A 23,345-nucleotide genomic window follows, 5' to 3' on the forward strand; every position below is an offset into this window, starting at 1 on the left:
AAGATCGGGTTATGTGCAGCTACACCATTCACCGACCGCCATGCTGTAGCCACGTCGATCACTGGGCCAACCCATGACACCCAAGGAGAAACAGCATGCGGGTCTATCTGTGCGAGAAGCCCTCGCAGGGCAAGGATATCGCCCGCGTGCTGGGTGCCCGGCAACGCGGTAACGGTTGTTACTCTGCATCAGGCATCACGGTGACCTGGTGCATCGGCCACCTGCTCAAAACCGCTCCCCCGGAAGCCTATGGCGATCAGTACAAGCGCTGGTCGATCGAGCAGTTGCCCATTATTCCCGAGCGCTGGCGCAACGAGGTCAAGGCCTCGACCAAGGCGCAGTTCCACATCGTCAAGCGACTCATCGGCCAGGCGAACGACCTGGTGATCGCCACTGACGCTGATCGCGAAGGCGAGATGATCGCTCGCGAGATCCTCGACCTGTGCGGCTACCGCGGGCCGATTCGGCGGCTCTGGCTGTCGGCACTGAACGACACCTCCATTCGCAAGGCGCTGGATGCCCTCAAGCCGGGAACGGAAACCCTGCCGCTGTACCACTCGGCCCTGGCACGATCACGGGCGGACTGGTTGATCGGCATGAATCTGAGCCGCCTGTTCACCCTGCTGGGCCAGCAGTCGGGCTACGGCGGCGTGCTCTCGGTGGGCCGTGTGCAGACGCCCACCCTGAAGCTGGTGGTGGATCGCGACCGGGCCATCGAACGGTTCGTTGCCGTGCCCTATTGGGACATCGAGGCGGTCCTCACCCACGCAGGCCAATCCTTCAAGGCGAGCTGGTTGCCGCCTGACGGCAGCACGGACGATGCGGGCCGGTGCCTGCAGGCATCCGTGGCCCGAAGCGCCGCCGATGCGCTACGCAAGGCCCGTGACGCCACCGTGACCCAGGTGGATACGGAGCGCGTGCGTGAAGCGCCGCCACTGCCGTTCGACCTTGGCACCTTGCAGGAGATGTGTTCCCGGCAGTTCGGACTGGACGTGCAGGAGACCCTGGACATCGCCCAGGCCCTGTACGAGACGCACAAGGCGACGACCTATCCGCGAAGTGATTCGGGCTACCTGCCCGAAAGCATGCTGGCGGAAGTCCCCACCGTCCTCGACGCCCTGGCGGCTTCTGACCCGGCCTTGCGCCCCTTGATCGACGGTCTGGACCGAAGCATCCGCTCCCGCGCCTGGAACGACGGCAAGGTGACAGCCCACCATGGCATCATTCCGACCCTGGAGCCAGCCAACGTCAGTGCCATGTCGGCGAAGGAACTGGCGGTCTACCGACTCATCCGGGCGCACTACCTGGCGCAGTTCCTGCCGCATCATGAGTTCGACCGGACCCATGCCCAGTTCGCAGCCACCGGGCAGTCGCTACAGGCCGTGGGCAAACAGGTGGTCGAACCCGGTTGGCACCGCGTGATGCCCCGTAATGAACAGGAGGTGGAACCGAGTGACGCGCAGAGTCAGCGACTGCCCCCGCTTGCAACCGATGCGACCTGCTCACTGGAACAGGTCGAGCTGAAGGCGCTTAAAACCAAGCCACCCCGGCCCTATACGCAGGGTGAACTGATCAAGGCTATGAAAGGCGTGGCCAAGCTGGTGACCGACCCTCGGCTCAAGCAGACACTGAAGGAAACCACGGGGATCGGCACCGAAGCCACACGTGCCGGCATCATCAATGGCCTGCTGGCGCGCGGCTACATTGCCAGGAAAGGCAAGGCGATCCGCGCGACCGAGGCGGCTTGCACGTTGATCGATGCCGTGCCCGGCGCGATCGCCGATCCCGGTACGACCGCCATCTGGGAGCAGGCCCTGGATAGGATCGAGGCGGGCCAGATGACGCTGGACGGCTTTATCGACAAGCAATCGGCCTGGGTGGCGCAACTGGTGCAGCAGTACCGGGGAGCCGCCCTGACGATCGCCCAGCCGCAAGGGCCAGCCTGCCCGCAATGCGGGGCAGCCACGCGCCAACGACACGGCAAGAACGGTGCCTTCTGGTCATGCAGCCGGTATCCGGATTGCAAGGGCACCCTGCCCATCAAATCGACCGGCAAAGGCCGTCGCGGACGTAAGCGCAAGCGCTCATCCTCCAGAACGGCATGACTGTTTTCCCGGATCAACTGGCTTCACGCGAACGCCCGCACCCCGCGCGGTGCCCCAGCACGCCTTACCTTCTATCTCGGTGTGCGCGCCTGGCGGTTTTGGCCGCCGGCGAGAAGGCCAATGTTCATCGATCCCATGACCCGAGGGATCTTCCCTTCGTCAATGCTTCGCTGCTCGCGAAGGGTCTCCTGACGCCTTGTGCCTGCTCGCGCGAGCCGTCAGGAGACCCTCCGGGGTCAGCGGTATTCGGCGCCGGCGCCCACCGGCGAAACAACGGGCTCCCTTTGTGCGCGGATGTGTGCCAGAGGATGCCGGCCCCAGCCACGACACGGGCCGGGTGTGCTTGCTGGAACAGTGCCAGGTTCTGACGACGACCGGGCCCTGTGCAGCCCACGGGTGGTGACCTCATCCACGCCGAAGGCATCTGCCTTCGGCTGCTTTTCCCGTGGCCACCATTACTTGCCACTTGCCCTGCCAAACAGGGCGAATTCAATAACGGATTCTCCCTCGCCAACACCCGCAAGACTTTGGAACCTTGACCCAATGAGTTGCTGATCTTCGTCAGCACCATGCCCAGGCAGCCCCGGTCTTCAAGGCTGCATCCTGGTGGTTCAAGGACGACCGGACCAGTCCGCCACGCATCGTCCCGCGGACGATCGCCCTGTCAGGGCGACGATGCTTCATCCACCCCACGGGAATCCCATGTCCCGCTGGGATGTGGCGCTTCCCATCACTCAATGGAGAGTTCCATGTCCATCTATCCAGTCACCGCCAGACCGGTCGCCGAGGCCGGCTCCATGGCATTGGTTTACGCGGGCAAGCGCCTGCCTCTGCAGGTGCTGCGCTGTGCCGCCGGGTACTACCTCGGCACCTTCGATGACGGCCCCGTCTCGCGCGAGTCCGTCGAATACTTCCCCACTCACGACGCCGCCAGCCATGCCCTGAAAACCGGCGCATGGACACAGCGGACGCACCCATGAGTCTCAACGATCAGGAGCACTTGCAATGAACACGATGAACAAACAGGCAATGCTGGAACAGATTGCCCTCAATGATCGACATTTCACACAGGCGCCCGAGGCTTTCTTCCAGGCTTGGAAACGCGGTGTCCAACTGCTCAATCCCGCTCTGTTTGGCAAGGGCACCAAGGACCATGTCGACCAGGCCGAGGACAAGTGGGATTTGTGCCCGAATCTGGAGGTCATCGATCAAGCCATTGGCGTGATGAGTTCCGGCGAACGGGTCTTTCTGGCCGCCATGGTTAGCTTCTACAACGCCGAGATTGGCGGTGCGCTGCTCAAGCGGGTTGGCGTCCACGGTCTGTCTGACCTTGGTGGCCTGGACCTGGAACGGCGTCAGGTCATTGCCGACCTGATCCTCAACTATACCGGCTGGTAACAGCCTATTTTCTTCAACCCCTGGGGTCTGATCCCCAGTGGGGGATCGGCTCCACCTTTCCTCTACTGGAGAACACCCATGATCCCCTTAAACAATCCCTTTATCCGAGGCTATCGAGGCCTGTCCATTCAACGCTTGCTGGCTATCCGCTATGAGGATGATTGCCCGCTGACCTATCTTCCACTGCATACTTCACAGGCTCATCTGACAGATGAGCAAATCACTCGCTTCGAATGCGTCTTTTGTGATGACTTTACTGTGATCACCGAAGGCCAGGACGTTGCCAGTGAGCTCGACGCTCGTTGTCCCAGCCTTGGCGTGGTGCAGACCGTCGTCCATGCCGTCATGGCGGATGATGGCGGTACACCCGTTCATGTGGGTGATATATACAGCCACGAAGCCGCCCTGGAAGTCGTGCGACGATTGACATTCGAAACCGGCCACTACAGCCGGTGTTGGGAGATCAGTTCCGGACACTTGCCCGAGGAGGCGCTTCAGTATCTCGAAGACTTGGCCAGTGCTTCCACGCCTACTGGTCTGCTGTTCGAGGCCTTTCGTATCCCCGACAGTGACGCAGTGGGGGTGAAGTTGATCGCCACCCCTTGGGTAGACGACAACCTCACCTTCGTCGAGGGTCGGGATGCACAGTCTCTGCATGACGAGTTGGTGAATGCCTGTGTGCCACAGCCCCTGATCACCGTGATGCAGCTTGCCGCCCAGGCAGACGTGCGCATCCTGATCTTCGATCCCAATGCGGCATTCCTGGAAGGGTTGCCGACTTTCGACAACTGATGCCTGAGCCCCGATTGGGGCTCTTTTTTTGCGAACAATTGGGGAGCGCGCAAATTCCTATTGAAGGTCGCCGACCGACACGTTGCGGTGCCACCCTGCCCGCATGTTCCGCTGATGCGTCAGCGACATGCCCAGGTAGCCACGGTCTTCAAGGCTACGGCGCGGTTCCGACCGCGTGACCCAACCAGTTCGCCTCAGCATCCCCAGCGCGAACGGCCATCCCTTGGGATGGTGGATGCACAGCACTACCAGGATCATCCGATCCATCGACCCGCGCGGGGGTTATACCTCCCCGCCAGGGTGGGTGTGTCTCCGCTTGTTTATTCATTACATCTGGAGATTCACCATGAACCCTTCATCTGATAAGTCCTATTTCGACCTGCATATCACCGGCCTGGGTTATCTCAATCGCATTCGCGAAGTGACGCCCCGTAAAGGTGATGCCTTTCTTGCCTGCGACATTGCAGCGCTGAATGGTCCGAGCGATTCACCGGAATACCGCCGTTTCGACGTGCGCGTTTCCGGCAGCGAGGCCCAGCATCTGATCCGTCGTTGCCAGCAGGCCGTCGAGGCCGAACGCAAAGTACTGATCGGCTTCCGCCTGGGTGACCTGTGGGCCGACACCTTCACCTACAGCAAGGGGAAGCGTGCCGGTGAACAGGGAGTCAGCCTCAAGGCACGACTGCTCTTCGTCAGTTGGATCAAGGTCGACGGTCAACTCGTCTACAAGGCCGAACCCAAGGCCGCTGAAGGAACGGCGCATGACGGCACGCCATCCGTGCCGGCAGAAGCCACTGCTCAGGATGCTTCCGTGTCCGAAACGGTGACTTCCGAAACCGGCGATGGCGCACCTGTACCGGCCGAGTCGTTTTGAGCCACACAAGGCCCCAACCGGGGCCTTGCTTTCCTATCTCAAACTTCAGCACGAGGAACTGAACCATGATCACTATCTCAGGCCAGTTGGCCATCAGAACCATCCACGGCAGGAACGGCGACTTCAATGTTGGCCGCCTCGCCACCGCCATCGGCGAATTTGTCATCAAGAATGCCGAGCTTGATCAGTACCGCGAGGGTAAGTACGAGGGCGATTTCGTCATCACCGAGATTCGTCCGTCCACGTACAACACCAGCGGCCGCATGGTCATCGAGATCCGCGCCCACCTGGGCGGGATGACCCTGTCGACTATCGACCCCCTGAGCAGTGACGAAGCCAACCGGCTGAGTCCGCAGGAAGTCGATCCTATCGACGAGGAAGCGCAAGCCCCTGTGCCTGCTGCAACGGCTCCCGCCGAAGCAGAGGATGACAGGGAGGCGAACGACCCTCTGGTCGACACCACACCGTTCGGTGCAGCCGTGCCCAGCAAGCCGGCCAAGCCGGATTCTCAGGACGATGACGTCACACTCTTCGGCCCACTCTGGCCCTTGGGCGATGTCGTGAAACTGGATGCCACCGTCGATCGTCGGCTGTTGCGCCAGCAACGCGACCGCCTCGGCGCCCTGGGTTACGAGTTCGCGCCCCTGTCCCAGGACTGGCACCGGCTCACCGCCTGATCAACCGTCGCCTCGCGCGACTTCCCACCACCTGCCGGGGTCACGCCCCGTTGGGGAGGACTCTGGCATTTTTTCACAGGAGAACTCCCATGGGCTGGTACTACTCGCGGCAAACCCGCGCTCAACTCATCCAGGAACTGATCCAACCGCAAGAAGGCGAACGTGCGTACTACGACGTCATTGCCCATGCCCTGCGTGGCAATGTGCTGTGGTCAGTGGTGCGCATCACCGCCAAGCAAGCCGGTATCTTCGGTCTCGACATCGGAGAGACTACATCATTCATCCGCTGCGACTTGCTGCAGGGTTCTGGTGGCGAATGGGGCCACAAACCCCTGGAGGAGTCCATGCACCCGTACTACTACTCGTGCCCCGTGCGCTATCTCGACATGGCGCCCGAGCAATGTCGAGAGTGGCGTGAAGGCGTCCGGGACTATCACGCGCGGCGAAATGCCCGCAACAATCCGGTGGCAATGACGAACTGACCGTTCCACCGACCTTCATCCATCCCAAGGGGCACTCGTTCGCCCCGATGGGCATGAGTGCCTCTTTATCAAATCAAGAGGACATCCACATGCCCACACCATTATCCACTCAACCGTTGTTTCGGATCGACGAATGCCCCGACCTGATGGCCGATGGCTGCGTCGCCGATGAAAACGGCAACCTGGTCTTTCTGTCCATCTGGGCGCGCGACACTGCCGTTCAGGAGTTTCTAGCCCGACTGACTCTCAGTCGTACGGAGCAAGGACTGGAGCGACTCCATCTAATCACCGAGCAGGATGTATTGGTGCCGATCTTCGTCGGCAACGCCGATCACCTGGAAAAACGGTCCACCCGCGCCTTCAGACGAACCCTGTTCGGCTCCATGGTGCATTTATGGTTGTTCGATACACGCTGCGTGAAGCCGGACAAGGCCAATGCCAGCGCACTGGCCCTGTTGCCCAGGGATAGGTCCGACCACACCGGGCGCCTGTGGGCGCTGGTACGGGAGACCTGCCCATTGCCCCTGCTCGATCACTGGCGCGATGCCGTGCTGGCATTGTTGCAGTCACAGGAGATGCTGACGCGCCTGCCATTCGCTCTCGGGCGACTGGAAGGCCACCGGCTGGCCCTGGATATCTCGGCGCTGACCACGGCGCTGGGCGATCTGATCCGCAGCGGCACGCTGGGTGTTGCGAAAGACGAGCTGGATGCTGGCAAACCGCTACGGCGGGTGGCCTGAACCGCTCCCACACCGGGCATGCAAATGCATGCCCAATCCTTTTCCCACTATCCGACAGGAGAAATTCATGGCTCTCATGTTCCCGCGGCTTGCCCGCAATTTCATCAAAAACGGCTACTTCCCGACGGACGAACCCACGTTGGAAAGAGCCCTGTCCGCATTGGCGCCGTCACCCGGTTCCCTGTGCATCCTCGATCCCTGCGCCGGCGAAGGCGTGGCGATTGCCGAAGCCGCCCATGCCCTCGGGCGCGAGCAGGTGAAGGCCTTCGCCGTCGAGTACGACGCAGAGCGCGCCGACCATGCGCGCAAGCTGGTCGATCGTTGTCTGTACGGCGATCTGATGGATTCGCTGATCTCACGGCAGTCCTTCGGACTGCTGTGGCTCAACCCGCCCTATGGCGACCTGAGCCGTGGTATCGATGGCAACATCGGCTATCAAGGCAAGGGCCGCGCCAGGCTGGAGAAGCTGTTCTATCAGCGCAGCCTGCCGCTGTTGCAGTACGGTGGCGTGCTGGTGTTCATCATCCCCGGCTACGTGCTCGACGCCGAACTGGTGGGCTGGCTGACGCGCCATTTTGCCGACCTGCGCATCTACCGCGCGGTGGATACGCAATTCAAGCAGGTGGTGATCTTCGGTCGGCGCATTCGGCAGCGCGAGCAGAACGCCGACAAAGCCAAGACCGCACGCAGCCTGTTGCTGCAGATCGGTCAAGGTGATGTCAACGCCGAGGAACTGCCCGATGTCTGGCCGTTTCAGCCCTACAGCGTGCCGGCATCGTCCGGCGAGCCGGAGCACTTTTATCGTGTCACGCTCGAACCTGAGCAGTTCGCCGACGAAGTGCAGCGCCTGCAAGGGCTGTGGCCGTCGCTCGATACGCACCTGGGTGCCGTACATCAAGTTCCACGGCCTCCGGCGCGAGCCCTGTCGCACTGGCACCTCGCCCTGGCTCTCGCGGCCGGTGCGATTTCCGGTGTCGTGACCTCCAGAACCGGCAAGGTGCTGGTGGTCAAGGGCGATACTCACAAGGAGAAATCCTTAGCCACGGAGTATCGGGAACGGGATGACGGCTCGGTCGCCGAGACGCGCATCCTCACCGACCGCTTCGTCCCCGTGATCCGCGCCTGGGACATGACACCCGGCTCCTCAACGCAGGGGCAGGTGCTGACCATCCGCTGATCGCGTTTCACAGACGGTTCGCCGTCATTTCATCCATCTGTTTCATTCACCCACCGGGGTCCAGTCACCCCAGTGGGGTGCCGTGGCCCCGTCATTCTGAGAGGTAATCACCATGGCACTCATTACATTGTCTCAACCACGCTTCAAGGCCGGCCAAGTCGTCATGACCCAAGGCATCGACGACCTGATTCAACGGGGGGTATTCAACCCCGGACCCTATCTCCAGCGCCATCTGAATGGCGACTGGGGCGACCTCTGCGATGAGGATCGGCGTACCAACGACGCCGCACTCAAGCACGGAGATCGGCTGTTCTCGTCCTTCCAGGTCACACCGGCCTTGAAGATCTGGATCATTACCGAATGGAACCGCAGCGTGACCACGCTGTTGTTGCCTGACGAGTACTGATCCACTTTCTCCCAACCCTGGGGCATGCCATCGCCCCATCGGGGGAGGTGCATGCCCCAATTTTATCTGGAGCATCATCATGTCCCTCGATACTTGTTCTGAAAACATTTGTTCTGAAACCGCCGCGCAGGGCGACCTGCTCGACAATGCCTCATCCCCGCTCGACATCAGTCTGCAGGACTTCGTGTCCGAATTCGGTGACGAGCTGCTCGACTCCCTCAACCACGCCAACCCGCCGGTCTATACCGGTCAGGCAAGGGCGCATCGCCAGGCCACCCTGGCCGGCTTGAAGCGGCAGTTGTTCCCCGCCCAAGCCGATGTCGTCCACGCCATCACCGAGCTGCTGGTCGATCGTGGCGAACGCGCGGCGATCGTCAACGGCGAGATGGGCTGCGGCAAGACGACCGTTGGCATTGCCACGGCCGCCGTGCTCAAAGCCGAAGGCTATCGTCGAACCCTGGTGCTCTCGCCACCCCACCTGGTCTACAAGTGGCGGCGGGAAATCCAGGAGACGATGGCTGGCGCAAAGGTCTGGGTGCTCAATGGCCCGGATACCCTGGTCAAGCTCATCAAGCTGCGCGAGCAGTTGGGTGTGCCGTCCCAAGGGCCGGAGTTCTTCGTCCTTGGTCGCGTGCGCATGCGCATGGGCTTTCACTGGAAGCCGGTGTTCGTGAGCCGTCGTACTCGTCACGGCGACGTGGGGGCCTGCCCGCAGTGTGGTCAGGTCATTACCGATCTCGACGGCGAGCCGATCAATCCGGTCGAACTCGAAGCGGAGGAATCCCGTCGCAAATGCAGCCACTGCGCCTCGGCGCTGTGGACGCTGATCCGTCCCCGGAGCCTGTCGGCCAACGACCAGTCGCATGCCGTACTCAAGGCCCTCAAGCGTATTCCCACCATCGGTGAAGTCACCGCCCAGAAACTGATGAAGAGGTTCGGCGAATCGTTCCTGGCCTCCATGCTGGGCGATAACCTGTATGAATTCATCAACCTGATGGGTGACGACGGCGAGTTGGTGTTTTCCGACCGCCAGGCCCAGCGCATGGAACGCGCCATGGCCTCGATGGAGTTTGGCTTTGGTGAAGGCGGTTACCAGCCGTCGGAGTTCGTGAAACGCTATCTGCCGCAAGGCACGTTCGATCTGCTCATCGCCGACGAGGCGCACGAGTACAAGAACGCGGGCTCTGCCCAGGGGCAAGCCATGGGCGTATTGGCATCCAAGGTGCGCAAGACACTGCTGCTCACCGGCACCCTGATGGGGGGCTACGGCGACGACATCTTTTATCTTCTGTTCCGCGCCTTGCCCGGACGAATGATCGAAGACGGCTACCGACCGAGTAGTCAAGGCAGCCTGACGCCGGCCGCGATGGCGTTCATGCGCGATCACGGCGTGCTCAAGGATATCTACTCCGAGAGCAATGGCTCGGCCCACAAGACCGCGAAGGGCAGCAAGATCACGGTGCGAACCGTGAAGGCCCCAGGCTTCGGTCCCAAGGGCGTGCTGCGCTGTGTCTTGCCGTTCACAGTCTTCCTCAAGTTGAAGGACATCGGTGGCGACGTGCTGCCGCCCTACGACGAGGAGTTCCGCGAAGTGGCCATGGCCGACGAGCAGGCGCAGGCCTACTCACGCTTGGCGGGGCAGTTGACCGCTGAGCTGAAGCAGGCCCTGGCGCGCCGCGACACGACCCTGTTGGGTGTAGTGCTCAACGTGCTCCTGGCCTGGCCGGACACCTGCTTCCGTGCGGAGACGGTCAAGCACCCGCGAACCCGCAACCTGCTGGCGTTCACGCCTTCGCTGTTCTCCGACCTGGAGATCATGCCGAAGGAACGGGAACTGATCGATATCTGCCGTGAGGAGAAGGCGGGCGGTCGCAAGACTTTGGTCTACAGCGTCTACACCGGGACGCGGGACACCACGTCACGGCTGAAAGGGCTGCTTGAGCAAGAAGGCTTCAAGGTGGCGGTGCTGCGCGCGAGCGTGGATGCCTCCCGCCGGGAAGACTGGATCGCTGAGCAGCTCGATCGAGGCATCGACGTGCTCATCACCAATCCGGAACTGGTGAAAACCGGCCTGGACCTGTTGGAGTTTCCGACCATCGTGTTCATGCAGTCGGGCTACAACGTCTACTCGTTGCAACAGGCCGCCCGCCGTTCCTGGCGGATAGGCCAAAAGCAGCCAGTCAAGGTGATCTACTTGGGCTATACAGCGACCTCGCAGATGACCTGCCTGGGGCTGATGGCCAGGAAGATAACCGTGTCACAGAGCACGTCGGGAGACGTGCCGGAATCCGGGCTCGATGTCCTGAATCAGGATGGCGACTCGGTGGAAGTGGCGCTGGCGCGGCAGTTGGTGAACTAAGCAAAAATTTGATCTTTGGCGGCCTCTTCGGAGGCCGCTTTTTTGATCGATAAAGTTGGAATGACTGCTTTCACAGTCAACAGCAGACTTTGCTGATGCTTCTGAGTTATCGCTCCAGGCCAATCGCGAACCGTCCCAACAGTGTGCGCGCTATGATTTACTCTGCTTCATTCATCTGCGGGTCAGGGATCATGATCGGCCAAGACTTTCCAGAGGCAAGATCGGGATGGCGAGGTTCGGCTTCGGGCGATCCGTATTCATCCCTGATCGAGTCAATTTGATTCAGACAGCGTGCAGCGACGTCTGACCCGCTGCCGTCTGTGGTCATAGCGAGTAGCTTCCGGCGAAGTTCGGCAGCAGGGATCGGCACGACGTTGTACGCACCTTTCCAAGTTTCGCACGGTACGTGTTCGGTGATGGCTCTTTCGATGGTTCGCCAGTCGATAAAGGAACGCTTGTAATCGTTTTCAAATCTGACCAGCAAAAGCAGTCCCTCTTCGTCGGGGTTTTCAGCGACGGCGCGGGCAAGCGTTTCAAGTCCTGGCGAAATTGGCCCGTCTTTCAACAAGCTGTAGAGATGCACCCGCAAATCTGGGTGAGCATCAAACAAGCTCCCGAGTTCCCTTACCAAGTGCCAGTTATCCACTGACTTGCTTTCAAAAACACCCTGAGCGGTCAGGTCTAGGATGCGACGCGCTGAAGACCGTGTCCCAAGCCGTAAGGCGGTCGCTCGCCAGTGATGGTTTGCATAGAAGCGTGCGTCTTCTTCAGCGAGCTTGAACAAGACATCTTCGACTTCCTTCGAAGGAGAATCGGCGAAGGCACCTACCATTTCCTCTAAAAAGCGCGGCTCACGTTGCGCGGGGGGCGTGCCGCGAACGACGGCCAACGCCTCTGCGGGGTGGTTCACGAACGGCAAGAGGCGCAACCACGCCTTTAGCTCATAGCCCTCGCCTTGCGTCAGTATCCATGCCTCAGTCTTGGCCGCCTCGAAGGTCTCGGCAATGCCATCGGCCACAGCCTTTGTGTCGATTTCCTCGCCAGAAAGTACGAGGCTGAGGAGCAGATCGACGCGTGCTCGCCTCGGCGCGAGGACGATGAGCCTCTGGATGGTGCTATCACGCCCTCCATGCGGCAGCTGTGAGGCGACGATGCCAAGTTCTACGGCAAGCTTCTTTTGCTCGTTCGTGGCGCCTTCCGTGATCAGCCGCTCGATTGCGGCGAATATTACTTCCGCTTCCGCCGAAGTCTCGTCAGGATTGGTAGCGCGAGCCGTGCGTTTCTCCTTCACACCCGAGAAGTCAACGCCGCCGAGAAAGCGCTTTTCTTTCGGTGGTTCGTTCACGGTTCGCCACTGATCGGCAAGCACCCGTGCGGCGAGCGCACCGAAATGTTCGTCCGCCAGATAGTCCCGCATCATGGAGGCTGTCTCCGACGTTTTTATCGCCAAGAATGCGCGTTGATACTCATGTGTCATTGGCATGCGAGCCTCATTCACGGCCTCGCACGGCCGCCACCTGGCAGCTTCGGCTTCTCTCCGGAAAGCTCGGTAGCTCTGTAGATTGTCGTCCAGCAGCCGCTTCAAGATGGGCAGCAGATTCACGGATGGCACGCGGCTCGCAAGCGTCGCGATGTTGGCCTTCTGCCAGCGCTTCGCATCGCCCGAGGCGAGCAGTCGGTTGCCCCAGTCTTCGACTAGGTTTTGAATAGCCAGAACCGAGTCCGCGTCGAACGGCCTGCCCCGATCGGTCTCGCCGTTGGGATGGCGTGAGAGCAGATCCGCCAACCGCGCTACCTCTTCGTTGTCCGCCTGCGCCGAGCGCGAAAGAACCGCGGCAACAAGGCTTGGACCCGGCACATGTGCGATGCGGGTTTCCAGTCCTCTATAAGTCTCACTCGCTGCACGGTCGTATCTGCCGTCTACTTGCAGACGCGATCCAATGTCGAGCAACGTGTCAACTAGGCGGCCGATGGCCATCGGCCCAAGCACTGACGCGGCAGCTTCCGCGCGATCGTCATGGCGGGCGGGATCGGCCAGCGCCAGTTGAAGCAGCGCGTCGTCTTCCAGCGTGAACCCGGCGGACGCCAGAAGATCGTCGGCACCATAGAACAGTGTACGGCCCGCGCGTACGCGGGCCAGCAGGCCGTCCGCGACCGCACGCGGATAGCGGCTGCGCGCTTCATAGATGAGTTGTACCCCGGCGTCTTGCCGCTGTTCGATTTCTATCGTGCTGATAATGTGGGACAGTTCCGCGCTATGGTCCTCGGAGCTCCGCGCGTACACAATCATACGCAACCGATCAACGACCGAGTTTTTTTCCACCTGCTGCCGCTCTTGCGCCGCTGCGATTCCGTTTCGAACCTGTTCGTCCTTCACCTCGTCGACGAGGCCTTTGCGCGCAACCAGATTAAAAGTTTGGTCGCCCGCTTCTCGCAATACCTCCGCCACATGGCGATCGGCGCGCCGGAACGCCAGCGCATCGACGACAGAGGCCTGCACTTCAGGGTCGGGGTCGTTCTTCGCAATCGCGGTCGCGAGATCTAGGCCGTCCATGCCGCTGTTTGAGGCCATCTCGTACAGCAAGACCGTTCGTGCCTTCGGAGACAGAGCCCTGATCTTCTTCTCGGCGTCCCCTCCAAGGATTGAAGATCTGAACCGCCTGCAATTGCGCAGCGCGTTGAGGCTGATCTGCTCGTTTTCGTCGGTGATGAGAGGCCAGACCTCATCGAGGAATTCGGGACGGCCCGACGTGAGCATGAAGCGGAAAGCGCGATCCACTTTCCCAGGCGCGTGCCAGCGCGCCATAAGCCCCTGAGTGGTCGCAGCGATCTGCGTCCACACCTCTTCTGTGGAACGGAAGATCATCGCGGCGGCGAGGATGGGATCCACTTCGAACGCGGCGATGATTGCCTTGCCACACGCGGCCCGCTGGTGCGCATCACCGCGTGCCAGACGCTCGACCGCAAAAAGGATGGCTTCTTCCCATGCTGGCAGGTTGAACACCTCTGTCTTCAATGCCTCACGCGATTTGGGATCGGCGACCTCGGTGATGATCCGGCGTTCGACCGAGTGAGAGGCATACCATTCCTGAAACTGCTGGTGCTGGAATGAATAGCCGGGCGTGTCGCCCATACGCATCAGCACGTGGTTGCTGAGGAGCACGTCGAGCACTGTGTCGGGCTGCGGCTTGATCGTGATCTGCCCGTTGTCGGCCAGCAGGGTCTCCGTCTCGAAGATCGATCGCCGCGCGTTACTCTCGGCGATGGCCGTGTTCGCCGTGCGCGTGGCGAAGACGGCAAGACCGTCGAGATAGTCCTGCTGGAATCCTTGCACGGTGGTGCGCAGCGCTTCCGCGCGGCTCGCGTCATTTTCGTGCGCAGATACGAAGTGCCGTAGCACCTCCTCTTTGGTCGTCGGGAACGGGGCGTTTTCAGGGAGCGATAGAAGAGCTGTCAGATAGAGGGGAATCGTCACAAGCTCGCGCACGCCCGGCGTGCGCCAAGCATGATCCAAAGCCTTCTCTCCTGCGTCGCCGCGCATCACGACCGCGATCTGCATTTGTTGCTCTTCGTTGAGCGACAGGAGATCGACGCGTGTACCTGCGAAGGGAACGTCGAGGGCTTGTCTGCGTGTCGCCACAGCGAGGCCGAGTTCGGGCAGCTCTGCCTTGAGCCTAGATATCTGCACGCGCGCACGGACCCGCGCTTGCGCGTCCAACTCGTTCCAGCCGTCGAGTAGCAGCACGATCCCAGACTGGGCAGCAGCATTGCGAAAGTCATCTTCTGAGATTCCACGGAACGCCGGGCGCTTGAGGATCGACTCCAGAACCGTCGCGCCATCCGTCGCCCAATCGCCGAGAGGCACGACAAATGGCATGCCGTTGCTGTGGGCCAGCATGCCTTCGGCGATCTGGAAGAGTGTCGTGGTCTTGCCCATACCGGGTCCGGCGACGAGGATCAAATCATCTAGCGACATGACCGCCCTCGCGAGCGCTCTTGTCGTCACTGGGTCATCAAACCCATCTACTTTCAACGTGAGAGCGACTGAGGTGGACGGCCATTTCATGGTCTGTTGGAAGACCTTGAGATCTGCTTCTGCGGCGATCCGAATACGCGCCGCCAACTTCATGTCCGCGGTAACCGCTGGCTCGCGCGGCGTTTCGTTGCGCAGCACGCGCCGCCACGACTCGATTTCCGCCTGCCTTTTCCACTCGCGCAGCTGCTCGACAGTGAACTCCGGATCGGGGGAGTCGATGGCCTTACCGTGATCACGGCACATCCAGATGCCGTTCCTCGTCGAGGAGCGTTCCTCCGACGACATCATCTCATCGTAACGCGGGCCACCGGGCGCAGCTGCGCAGATGTGGGCCGCCGTGCCGATATTGATTTCGCCTTCACCGTCTGACGTTGCACCAACCGTAGGCGAGCGACACGTCGGAAACGAGCACAGCCAACCCGCGCGCTTCGCGATCTTCAGCTTGGTACTCTCGGTGAAATCGTCTCTATTCTTGCGTTTCGCCATTATGTCTGCGCGGTCACTCGGATTCGCTGCAACTAATTGAACAAACTAACGGATCGTGTTGTATAGGATCAAGTTGCCGGAGTGGGCTCAATGTCGAAACCCGACTTTTCAATATGTCGACTGCCGCTTTGGGTCAAAAGCACGCATATTATTCCCTCCCAACCAGGCTCAATGCGGACCTTTATCAATACGGTGGTTATCATGACCGAATGTATCGGTGCTAGCAATGTAGCTCTACCGATTCAACCTATCAGAATCCGGTAGGGCGACAGTTCCCATTTTCCGCTGAATACGGCGGCCTTCTCCTGTGATGCTGGCAGCACACAACGCCGGGGAACCATCGTATGCCAGCCATCCGCCTTCATAGCTCAATCAGGCGCCTAGCCTTCATGGCAGGTCTTTTGATCCCCGTCATCCTGAGCATGGGATGCGCCACGTCAACCGTTTCATCTTCCCCGGTGGACCCCGAGGTCGAAACTGAGATACCCCCGGTACCAAGCGATTGGTTACCGGTAGCCCGCTATGGTCGATACACGCTGGTGGAACTGACACCCCAGGAGGCCCAGCACAACCTCCTGCTGCAAGTGGTCGATGTATCCATGACAGCAACATTGCATGCGACGGTGGGAGATGGTCTGCGCTATGTGCTGCAACGCTCAGGGTATTCCCTGTGTGATGACAATCCCGAAGTGGCAGAACTCTACGAGCTGCCTCTGCCGGCAGCCCATCTGCAGCTTGGGCCGATGTTCCTCCATGACGCCTTGCTGACCCTGGCCGGACCGGCCTGGGAGCTGCAGGTCGACGACCTAGCACGGCAGGTGTGCTTCACGCCGAGCCTGGAGGCATTGCCATGACGCTTCAATTCGGCACGCATTCCAATCGTGGCCGGTTGCTGAAGGCTGCCGCGATGGCTTGGCTACTGTTTATCAGCGCCGCCGTTATCATCGATCATGTCGCCCTGTCTCGGTTGACCGACGACATCCAGTCGAACACGCTGGAGCCTAGGCTCACGCTGCTGGATCACCGACTGAGCGAGTTGGCCCAGCGGGTGGAAGACGCACTGGATCAACCCGAGCCCATCACCTCCGCTGACCTTGCTGCGATCTACCAGCCCCTGGAAGCCCGGCTCACCGACATGGAACAGGTGGTTTCCACCCACGCCGACATAGCCGACATCGCACCGCTGGAAAGTCGCCTGGATCAGTTCGAAGCGCGCTTGCAGCAGGCTCGCCGAACGCCGCCTCCCGCTGCGCCACCGGTACAACGCCCGGCCCCAGCCAAACCCATCGTCACTGAACCTCCGTTCCAGGTGCTGAGTATCGAGCTGCGTGGCGGGGAGCGCTTTTTGTCCATCGCGCCCACCGATCCTCAATCGCTGGCCGAAACCAGAGTAGTTCGCCCCGGCGAAACCGTGGGCGGATGGCTGCTTGAAGCGATCAACGGCAACACCGCCGTATTTCGTGTCGATGGCCAGGCGCAGCCATTGACCGTGCCATAGGAGGCCACCGTGAAGCCCTATATGACTCCCGTTCTGGTGGCACTGACTATTTCCCTGACTCCCGCCTTTGCGCTTGCCCAGAGCGCTCCCAGCACTGATTCGCGGGTGGTGCAAAGCCAGGAGCGCACTGCTAGCGACGCGGCTCTTGATGAACGCCTGGCCAGGGACTGGGGGCTACAAGCCGATGAGTGGGCGCGGTATCAGCAATTGATGCAAGGGCCGCTGGGTATCTACTCACCCAATCTCGATCCGCTCACCGCCCTGGGTATCGAAGCCCGCACCGCCGAGGAGCGCCGCCGCTATGCAGAGCTACAGGTGCAGGCCGAAGCTCGCCGCGTCGAGAAAACGCTGGCCTATCAGCGGGCCTATGACGCAGCCTGGCAACGGCTGTACCCCACACTCCAACCTGTTGACTTGACTGACACGGGCAGTGTCAGCACCGATGCCAGCCCGTCGGTACGGCTGGCGGTTTTCGTCAAAGAAGGGTGCCCGGCCTGCGAGCAGCAAGTCCGGCAGTTGCTGACCGAAGACGCTGCGTTCGATCTCTACATGGTCGGCAGCCGCCAGGAGGATGCGCGCATTCGGCAGTGGGCCGCGCGGATGGGGATAGACCCGGACAAAGTACGGGAGCGCGTCATCACCCTGAACCACGATGCGGGGCGCTGGCTATCCATCGGTGTGCAGGGTGATCTGCCCGCTGTGGTGCGCGAGGTCAACGGGCAATGGTGGCGTCTATGAGCATTCGTCATCTGGTGGCCGTTTGCCTTGGCGGGCTCGCTCTATCGTCTGCCATGGCGGAGACACGGGAGATTCCGCCGCCGGCCTACCAACTGGCCGCCCATGAAGCCGGTGTGCCTTCCGCCGTGTTGTATGCCATCGCCCTACAGGAGAGCGGTACCCACTTGCGCGGCAAGCAGATTCCCTGGCCGTGGACGCTGAATGTCGCCGGTCAGCCACGGAGATTCCAGACCATGGAGGCGGCCTGCTCCGACCTGGAGAAAGCTCTTGAGGCAGGACAGGACAGCCGCATCGACGTGGGGCTTGGACAGATCAATGTCGGCTATCACGCCCATCGTGTGGCGCATCCCTGCGATCTCCTCGATCCGTATCGAAATCTCACCATCGCCGCCACCATCCTGCGTGAGCAATACAAATCGGGAGAAGACTGGCTGCCGGCCATTGGTCGCTATCACCGTCCGGCTGGTGGCGTTCCGGCCGCGCGCTACCGCCGCGTTGTTCGTCAGCACCTGTCGCGCGTTCACGGTGCCCCGGCATCCCTGACCAACCCGAGGAGGTGATCACTTTGAAACGTCGCTTGCAAGCATTGTGCTGGATGCTGGGGATGGCGAGCCTTATGGCCTCCGCCGATGACACCCAGCTCATCGTCGTTGAAGACCGGGGCGGCGGCTCCGCGCTGCTGTACTACCAGGCATTGGATTTACCACCGATGGACTCTCCCGTCCGTCCACCAATGCGTGATGAGGAACCTGTGGCTCCAACCCAGCCCTTCAGCGAGGCGGACATGCTGCCGGCAAGGTCAGCGTTACTTTCGCCGGGCAGGGTGGAACGCCGATCGATTCAGGCACCGGGGCTCAGCCCCCTATTCCTGGTGGGCGACGACGAGTACTCCCGGGCGTGGCTGCGCCGTCGAGCAGACAACTTGCAGGCATTGGGCGCCGCGGGTCTGGTGGTCGACGTTGAAACCTCGGAAGACCTGGCCAACCTGCGACGCCTGGTGCCGGGTTTGAGCCTGTCGCCGGTCTCCGCCGATGAGCTGGCTCGCCGTCTTGGCATCAACCATTATCCGGTGCTGGTCACGGCCACGGGCATCGAGCAGTGACATGGCCCAGCCTCATGCCGTGGAGGTCATGTTACGACCCGCCGTCGAGCTGTACAGCGTCGCGGTCAGTATCGGTGCCGCTGCACTTTGCCTCTTCGCCCCCTGGTCACTGGCCCTGAGTCCCTTGCTGGGGCTGGGGGCAGCCTTGGGCTTTCTGACCTTTGCCGCCATCCGCTACCAGGACGCCAGGATGATTCGGCGTTACCGACGCAACATTCGCCGCATCCCCCGTTACGTGATGGCCAGCCGGGACGTACCGGTGAGCCAGCAACGGCTGTTCGTCGGCAGGGGATTTCGCTGGGATCAGCGCCATACGCATCGGCTGATGCAGACCTATCGCCCCGAGTTTCGCTGCTATGTCGAACCGACGCCGCTCTATCGGTTTGTCCGCCGGTTGGAGCAGCGGCTGGAATTTACGCCATTCCCACTTTCCAGCCTTGCCCGAGTGACCGCATGGGATCACCTCCTGAATCCGGTTCGTCCACTGCCCCCGGTGGGCGGGCTGCCGCGCCTGCACGGCATCGAGCCCCAGGAGACGGACGTCTCCCTGCCACTGGGCGAGCGAGTCGGTCATACCCTGGTGCTCGGCACTACACGGGTTGGCAAGACCCGGCTGGCCGAGCTGTGCATCACCCAGGATATCCGCCGCAAGGTCAACGGCGAGCACGAGGTCGTAATCGTGTTCGATCCCAAGGGCGATGCCGACCTGCTCAAGCGCATGTACGTGGAAGCCAAGCGTGCCGGGCGTGAAGGCGAGTTCTACGTGTTCCATCTCGGTTGGCCTGACATTTCCGCCCGCTACAATGCGGTGGGGCGCTTCGGGCGCATCTCGGAGGTGGCCACGCGCATCGCCGGCCAGCTCTCCGGCGAGGGCAACAGCGCGGCCTTTCGGGAATTTGCCTGGCGCTTCGTCAACATCATCGCCCGCGCCCTGGTGGAGCTGGGACGGCGCCCCGACTACCTGCTGATCCAGCGCCACGTCATCAACATCGACGCCCTGTTCATCGAGTACGCCCAGCACTTCTTCGCCAAGTCCGAACCCAAAGCCTGGGAAGTTATTGTGCAGCTCGAAGGCAAGCTGAACGACAAGAACATTCCCCGTCACATGGTCGGACGGGAAAAGCGCGTGGTCGCCATCGAGCAATACCTGTCCCAGGTTCGGGTCTACGACCCGGTGCTCGACGGGCTGCGTTCGGCGGTGCGCTACGACCGAACGTATTTCGACAAGATCGTCGCGTCGCTCCTGCCACTGCTGGAGAAACTGACCACCGGCAAGATCGCCCAACTGCTGGCCCCGGACTATGCCGACCTGCGTGATCCGCGGCCGATCTTCGACTGGATGCAGATCATTCGCAAGCGGGCCGTGGTCTACGTGGGGCTGGATGCCCTGTCGGATGCCGAGGTTGCTGCAGCGGTGGGCAACTCAATGTTCTCCGACCTGGTATCAGTGGCCGGGCACCTCTACAAGTTCGGCATCGACGACGGCCTGCCCAGTGCCTCGACTAGCGCACATGTGAAAATCCCCATCAATGTCCATGCCGATGAGTTCAACGAACTGATGGGCGACGAGTTCATCCCCTTGGTTAACAAGGGCGGTGGTGCCGGGATTCAGGTAACGGCCTATACCCAGACCCTGAGCGACATCGAGGCCCGTATCGGCAACCGGGCCAAGGCAGGGCAGGTGGTGGGCAACTTCAACAACTTGTTCATGCTGCGGGTACGTGAAACGGCCACCGCCGAACTGCTGACCCGCCAGTTGCCCAAGGTCGAGGTCTACACCACATCCATCGTTAGTGGGGCAACGGATACCTCCGATCCGCAGGGGCATACGGCCTTTACCTCCAATACCCAGGATCGCATCACTACCACCAGCGTGCCGTTGATCGAACCAGCCCACGTAGTGAATCTCCCCAAGGGCCAGGCCTTCGCGCTGCTTGAAGGCGGCAACCTGTGGAAGATCCGCATGCCATTGCCAGCGTCCAACTCCGACGAGGCCATGCCGAAGGATCTGCAGGTGCTGGCCGGCTATATGCGCCAGCACTACCTCGACGCTGGGGAGTGGTGGGAAAACCAGGGTAGGGCAGCCTTACAGAACGAAAGCCTGCCGGACGACCTGCTGGATGACTTCAAACAGATGACCACCGCCGAGACCGACGGGGCCGGGACATCATGAGTGATCCGGCAGCCACCGCGCAGCGGCAACAGACGCGGCAGCGCAATGTCGTCGGCTCGGTGGTCACACTGCCGTTTCGCTTCTTCGGCGTACTCTGCGGGTCCTTGCTGCTCTGCATCCTGGTGGAATGGATCGGTATGCACCTGTTCTGGCCGGAACAGGGGTGGCATCACGCCCAAGCCATGGTGCATTACGAGCTCGATCAGCTTTCGACACACTTCACGCGCAGCGTGGTGGTACAGGAGCCAGGGCGCACGGCCCACCGGTTGGTCGATGGCGGTTATGAGTGGATATTCGCCAAAACAGGACTGATGGATTGGATGCAGGATGCTGCTACACAGGCCCGCGCAGGGAGCGTCAACCCAACCCGGGACTTCCGCTATTACCTGGGCGTGGCCTACGTCCACCTGGAAAGCTACCTGATCGCCGCCGCGTATATATTGCTGGTCTTCCTGGTGCGCTTGCTGGTGTTGTGCCTCATGCTGCCGCTGTTCTGCATGGCCGCCTTCGTGGGACTGGTCGACGGGCTCGTACGTCGGGACATCCGTCGGTTCGGTGCGGGCCGCGAATCCGGCTTCGTCTATCACCGGGCGAAAGCCGCCGTGATGCCGCTATTGGTGCTTCCCTGGGCGATTTATCTGGCGCTGCCGATCAGTGTGAGCCCATTGCTGGTCCTGTTGCCCAGTGCCATATTGCTGGGAGTGGTGATGGATATCGCGGCGGGAAGTTTCAAAAAATATCTTTAGGGGTAGTGTTCAGAGCAAGATCATCCGCCGTCTTGTTGAAAGAGTTGCTTCGGATTATCAAACGAAGGATTTTCAGAGACCCGCCCCATGTAGATCACGAGGCTATACCTAGCAAGCTTTTCGGCGGAAGCTCGCTCTATCGACCAGTCATTACCAAGTGCTTCATTCTCACCATGGATCATCCGAGTACGTCCCATTTTATAAATCTTCTCTACAACCTCCCTCATAGTCTTACCATCTCGGGTAATGATTTTATTTTCGTCTATTTCAAAACAGGACTCGATAAGCCTTCGTATTGCTTCTTGGCTTCCATTTCGACTTAACTTTCCAGTTAAAACTTCCATGGCCGCCGAAAGTTTGACGATGGCAATTTGATCTACCGTTTCACGACAGCCCTCATAGAACCAAAGCAAGGCATGAGCAATAGCATTCATCAACTTTGGCCGTTCACTACCTTCAGCCGGATCAAGGTAGGTCATGATTGCCTCTCCTGCGACAGCGAAACAATCAGCAAACCCATTGATGCTTTCTTCCAGCTTATCCTTATTGACCCAGGGAGCATGTAATCGCTTGGAACCCGATCTATTTGCGAGCATCAGACCATCAGGTGTGAATGAAAGTGTCGTGCCGTACTGGTGTTTTCGGTCGGCGAGCAAGCTGATTCCTTTCAATACCTCTGAAGGTGTTTCCCAGAGCAGCGACACGGTTGCCAGAGCAAGCCGCGCTGAAATCAGAGCCTTGTGCCGCCCTGCATCGACTCCGAATCCAGGAACACTGATAGAGCAGACATATTGGCAATCCCCAATAGCCTCAAGAATGAATTTTTCATCATGAGCATCAGAGGAGGCTTTCCGCTTCTTCAATTTCTTCCCTTGCCATACTTGGGTGATCCGACGGTGAGTGACTTTCGAAATTGGCCCATCCGCAATTTTTTCTGGAAATCGCTTTATGCGACCATCTGGCCCCACGCTAACCAACCGACCGTCTGAAGCCTTGCGATCAATCCAGATTTTTCGGGGTTCAAAGCGAACCGGGCCAATGTCGATAGGAGCGATGTCATCATAACTAAATAATGTGCATCCAAACGAGTATTCCAGTTTTCCATTCTTTAACGTCCAATCTATGCCCTTGGCTACTGCCTCCTCGACATCGCTTAAGACCAATGCTGCGTTCTGATCAACATCTCGATCCAAGTCAATCTTGGCCAAGGCAGGGCCAAAGGCCTTACGGACCAATCCCGTTAAATCTTTGACAGAGAAGCGTGCTTCCAGAGAGGCGTCGCGCTTCATCATTTGGTGGGCGATATCAGCGATTAGCCCGTCGACCATTCTAGTAACATGAATTTGCTGACCATCACCAGCATCGATTATCCGAGGAAAATTATCGCCCTCACATCTAGACGACGGCGAACTCCCCTGATGCTTCCTAAGGTCTTCAATAATCCCTTTCACCAGCTCATGTAAATCAGTCATAACGCTTTGGCGCCCGCCAGGCCTTACACAAATTCGAGGTTACTGATTATCGCATTTCATTGACCAGCCTGAAATTGCCACCAG

21 protein-coding genes are annotated in these 23,345 nt (G+C 60.4%); 19 read left to right on the forward strand and 2 right to left on the reverse strand.

What is annotated here, in order from left to right; all coding sequences use genetic code 11:
* The first annotated feature begins 95 nt into the window (after positions 1 to 95).
* From R3F50_11995 to R3F50_12050, 12 genes are all read left to right on the forward strand, one after another.
* Complete coding sequence (locus tag R3F50_11995) at positions 96 to 2,105, forward strand: DNA topoisomerase III (GenBank protein ID MEZ5491023.1); 2,010 nt, start codon at positions 96 to 98, stop codon at positions 2,103 to 2,105.
* Positions 2,106 to 2,854: 749 nt separating this feature from the next.
* Positions 2,855 to 3,085, forward strand: coding sequence for a hypothetical protein (locus tag R3F50_12000; GenBank protein MEZ5491024.1), 231 nt, complete (start codon positions 2,855 to 2,857; stop codon positions 3,083 to 3,085).
* Between the two features lie 25 nt (positions 3,086 to 3,110).
* Positions 3,111 to 3,503, forward strand: coding sequence for a hypothetical protein (locus tag R3F50_12005; protein ID MEZ5491025.1), 393 nt, complete (start codon positions 3,111 to 3,113; stop codon positions 3,501 to 3,503).
* Positions 3,504 to 3,581: 78 nt separating this feature from the next.
* Complete coding sequence (locus R3F50_12010; GenBank protein MEZ5491026.1) at positions 3,582 to 4,295, forward strand: ABC transporter substrate-binding protein; 714 nt, start codon at positions 3,582 to 3,584, stop codon at positions 4,293 to 4,295.
* A gap of 114 nt (positions 4,296 to 4,409) precedes the next feature.
* Entirely contained in the window at positions 4,410 to 4,658 is a 249-nt protein-coding gene (locus R3F50_12015) for a hypothetical protein (protein ID MEZ5491027.1), read from the forward strand.
* Positions 4,642 to 5,169: an STY4534 family ICE replication protein gene (locus R3F50_12020; protein MEZ5491028.1), complete on the forward strand. Its 528-nt coding sequence runs from the start codon at positions 4,642 to 4,644 to the stop codon at positions 5,167 to 5,169. The genes R3F50_12015 and R3F50_12020 overlap by 17 nt, the downstream gene beginning before the upstream one ends.
* 65 nt (positions 5,170 to 5,234) lie before the next feature.
* Entirely contained in the window at positions 5,235 to 5,846 is a 612-nt protein-coding gene (locus R3F50_12025; protein MEZ5491029.1) for a DUF3275 family protein, read from the forward strand.
* 89 nt (positions 5,847 to 5,935) lie between these two features.
* Complete coding sequence (locus tag R3F50_12030; protein ID MEZ5491030.1) at positions 5,936 to 6,328, forward strand: hypothetical protein; 393 nt, start codon at positions 5,936 to 5,938, stop codon at positions 6,326 to 6,328.
* A gap of 89 nt (positions 6,329 to 6,417) precedes the next feature.
* Positions 6,418 to 7,068 carry a hypothetical protein gene (locus tag R3F50_12035; GenBank protein MEZ5491031.1) on the forward strand — a complete coding sequence of 217 codons (651 nt, stop codon included), beginning with the start codon at positions 6,418 to 6,420 and terminating at the stop codon, positions 7,066 to 7,068.
* Between the two features lie 67 nt (positions 7,069 to 7,135).
* A complete protein-coding gene (locus R3F50_12040; GenBank protein ID MEZ5491032.1) occupies positions 7,136 to 8,245 on the forward strand; it encodes a DUF6094 domain-containing protein in 1,110 nt (369 codons plus the stop codon).
* Between the two features lie 106 nt (positions 8,246 to 8,351).
* Positions 8,352 to 8,651 carry a hypothetical protein gene (locus tag R3F50_12045; protein ID MEZ5491033.1) on the forward strand — a complete coding sequence of 100 codons (300 nt, stop codon included), beginning with the start codon at positions 8,352 to 8,354 and terminating at the stop codon, positions 8,649 to 8,651.
* A gap of 79 nt (positions 8,652 to 8,730) precedes the next feature.
* Positions 8,731 to 11,010, forward strand: a complete 2,280-nt coding sequence (locus R3F50_12050) for a helicase-related protein (GenBank protein ID MEZ5491034.1) — start codon at positions 8,731 to 8,733, stop codon at positions 11,008 to 11,010.
* A gap of 157 nt (positions 11,011 to 11,167) precedes the next feature.
* Here R3F50_12050 and R3F50_12055 read toward each other — a convergent pair whose 3' ends face one another.
* A complete protein-coding gene (locus R3F50_12055) occupies positions 11,168 to 15,532 on the reverse strand; it encodes a hypothetical protein (protein MEZ5491035.1) in 4,365 nt (1,454 codons plus the stop codon).
* Between the two features lie 344 nt (positions 15,533 to 15,876).
* On the opposite strand from R3F50_12055, the gene R3F50_12060 reads away from it, so the two are divergent.
* From R3F50_12060 to R3F50_12090, 7 genes are read left to right on the forward strand one after another with little or no spacing between them, the layout of a single operon-like run.
* Positions 15,877 to 16,386: a PilL N-terminal domain-containing protein gene (locus tag R3F50_12060; GenBank protein ID MEZ5491036.1), complete on the forward strand. Its 510-nt coding sequence runs from the start codon at positions 15,877 to 15,879 to the stop codon at positions 16,384 to 16,386.
* The gene (locus tag R3F50_12065; GenBank protein ID MEZ5491037.1) at positions 16,383 to 17,030 is read left to right on the forward strand and encodes a hypothetical protein; all 648 of its coding nucleotides are present in this window, start codon (positions 16,383 to 16,385) and stop codon (positions 17,028 to 17,030) included. The genes R3F50_12060 and R3F50_12065 overlap by 4 nt, the downstream gene beginning before the upstream one ends.
* 21 nt (positions 17,031 to 17,051) lie before the next feature.
* On the forward strand, positions 17,052 to 17,768 hold the full coding sequence (locus R3F50_12070) for a TIGR03759 family integrating conjugative element protein (GenBank protein MEZ5491038.1): 717 nt from the start codon (positions 17,052 to 17,054) through the stop codon (positions 17,766 to 17,768).
* On the forward strand, positions 17,753 to 18,328 hold the full coding sequence (locus tag R3F50_12075; GenBank protein ID MEZ5491039.1) for a transglycosylase SLT domain-containing protein: 576 nt from the start codon (positions 17,753 to 17,755) through the stop codon (positions 18,326 to 18,328). The genes R3F50_12070 and R3F50_12075 overlap by 16 nt, the downstream gene beginning before the upstream one ends.
* Positions 18,329 to 18,372: 44 nt before the next feature.
* Positions 18,373 to 18,870 (forward strand): integrating conjugative element protein, encoded by a 498-nt coding sequence (locus R3F50_12080; protein ID MEZ5491040.1) that lies wholly within the window; start codon positions 18,373 to 18,375, stop codon positions 18,868 to 18,870.
* Position 18,871: 1 nt separating this feature from the next.
* Complete coding sequence (traD, locus tag R3F50_12085; GenBank protein MEZ5491041.1) at positions 18,872 to 21,043, forward strand: type IV conjugative transfer system coupling protein TraD; 2,172 nt, start codon at positions 18,872 to 18,874, stop codon at positions 21,041 to 21,043.
* Positions 21,040 to 21,789 carry a TIGR03747 family integrating conjugative element membrane protein gene (locus R3F50_12090; protein ID MEZ5491042.1) on the forward strand — a complete coding sequence of 250 codons (750 nt, stop codon included), beginning with the start codon at positions 21,040 to 21,042 and terminating at the stop codon, positions 21,787 to 21,789. The genes traD and R3F50_12090 overlap by 4 nt, the downstream gene beginning before the upstream one ends.
* A 20-nt stretch (positions 21,790 to 21,809) precedes the next feature.
* Here the strand turns inward: R3F50_12090 and R3F50_12095 are convergent, their stop codons facing one another.
* Positions 21,810 to 23,261: a hypothetical protein gene (locus tag R3F50_12095; protein MEZ5491043.1), complete on the reverse strand. Its 1,452-nt coding sequence runs from the start codon at positions 23,259 to 23,261 to the stop codon at positions 21,810 to 21,812.
* Positions 23,262 to 23,345: the final 84 nt, after the last annotated feature.

The organism is Gammaproteobacteria bacterium, assembly GCA_041395725.1.
GTDB lineage: Bacteria > Pseudomonadota > Gammaproteobacteria > Pseudomonadales > Pseudohongiellaceae > NORP240.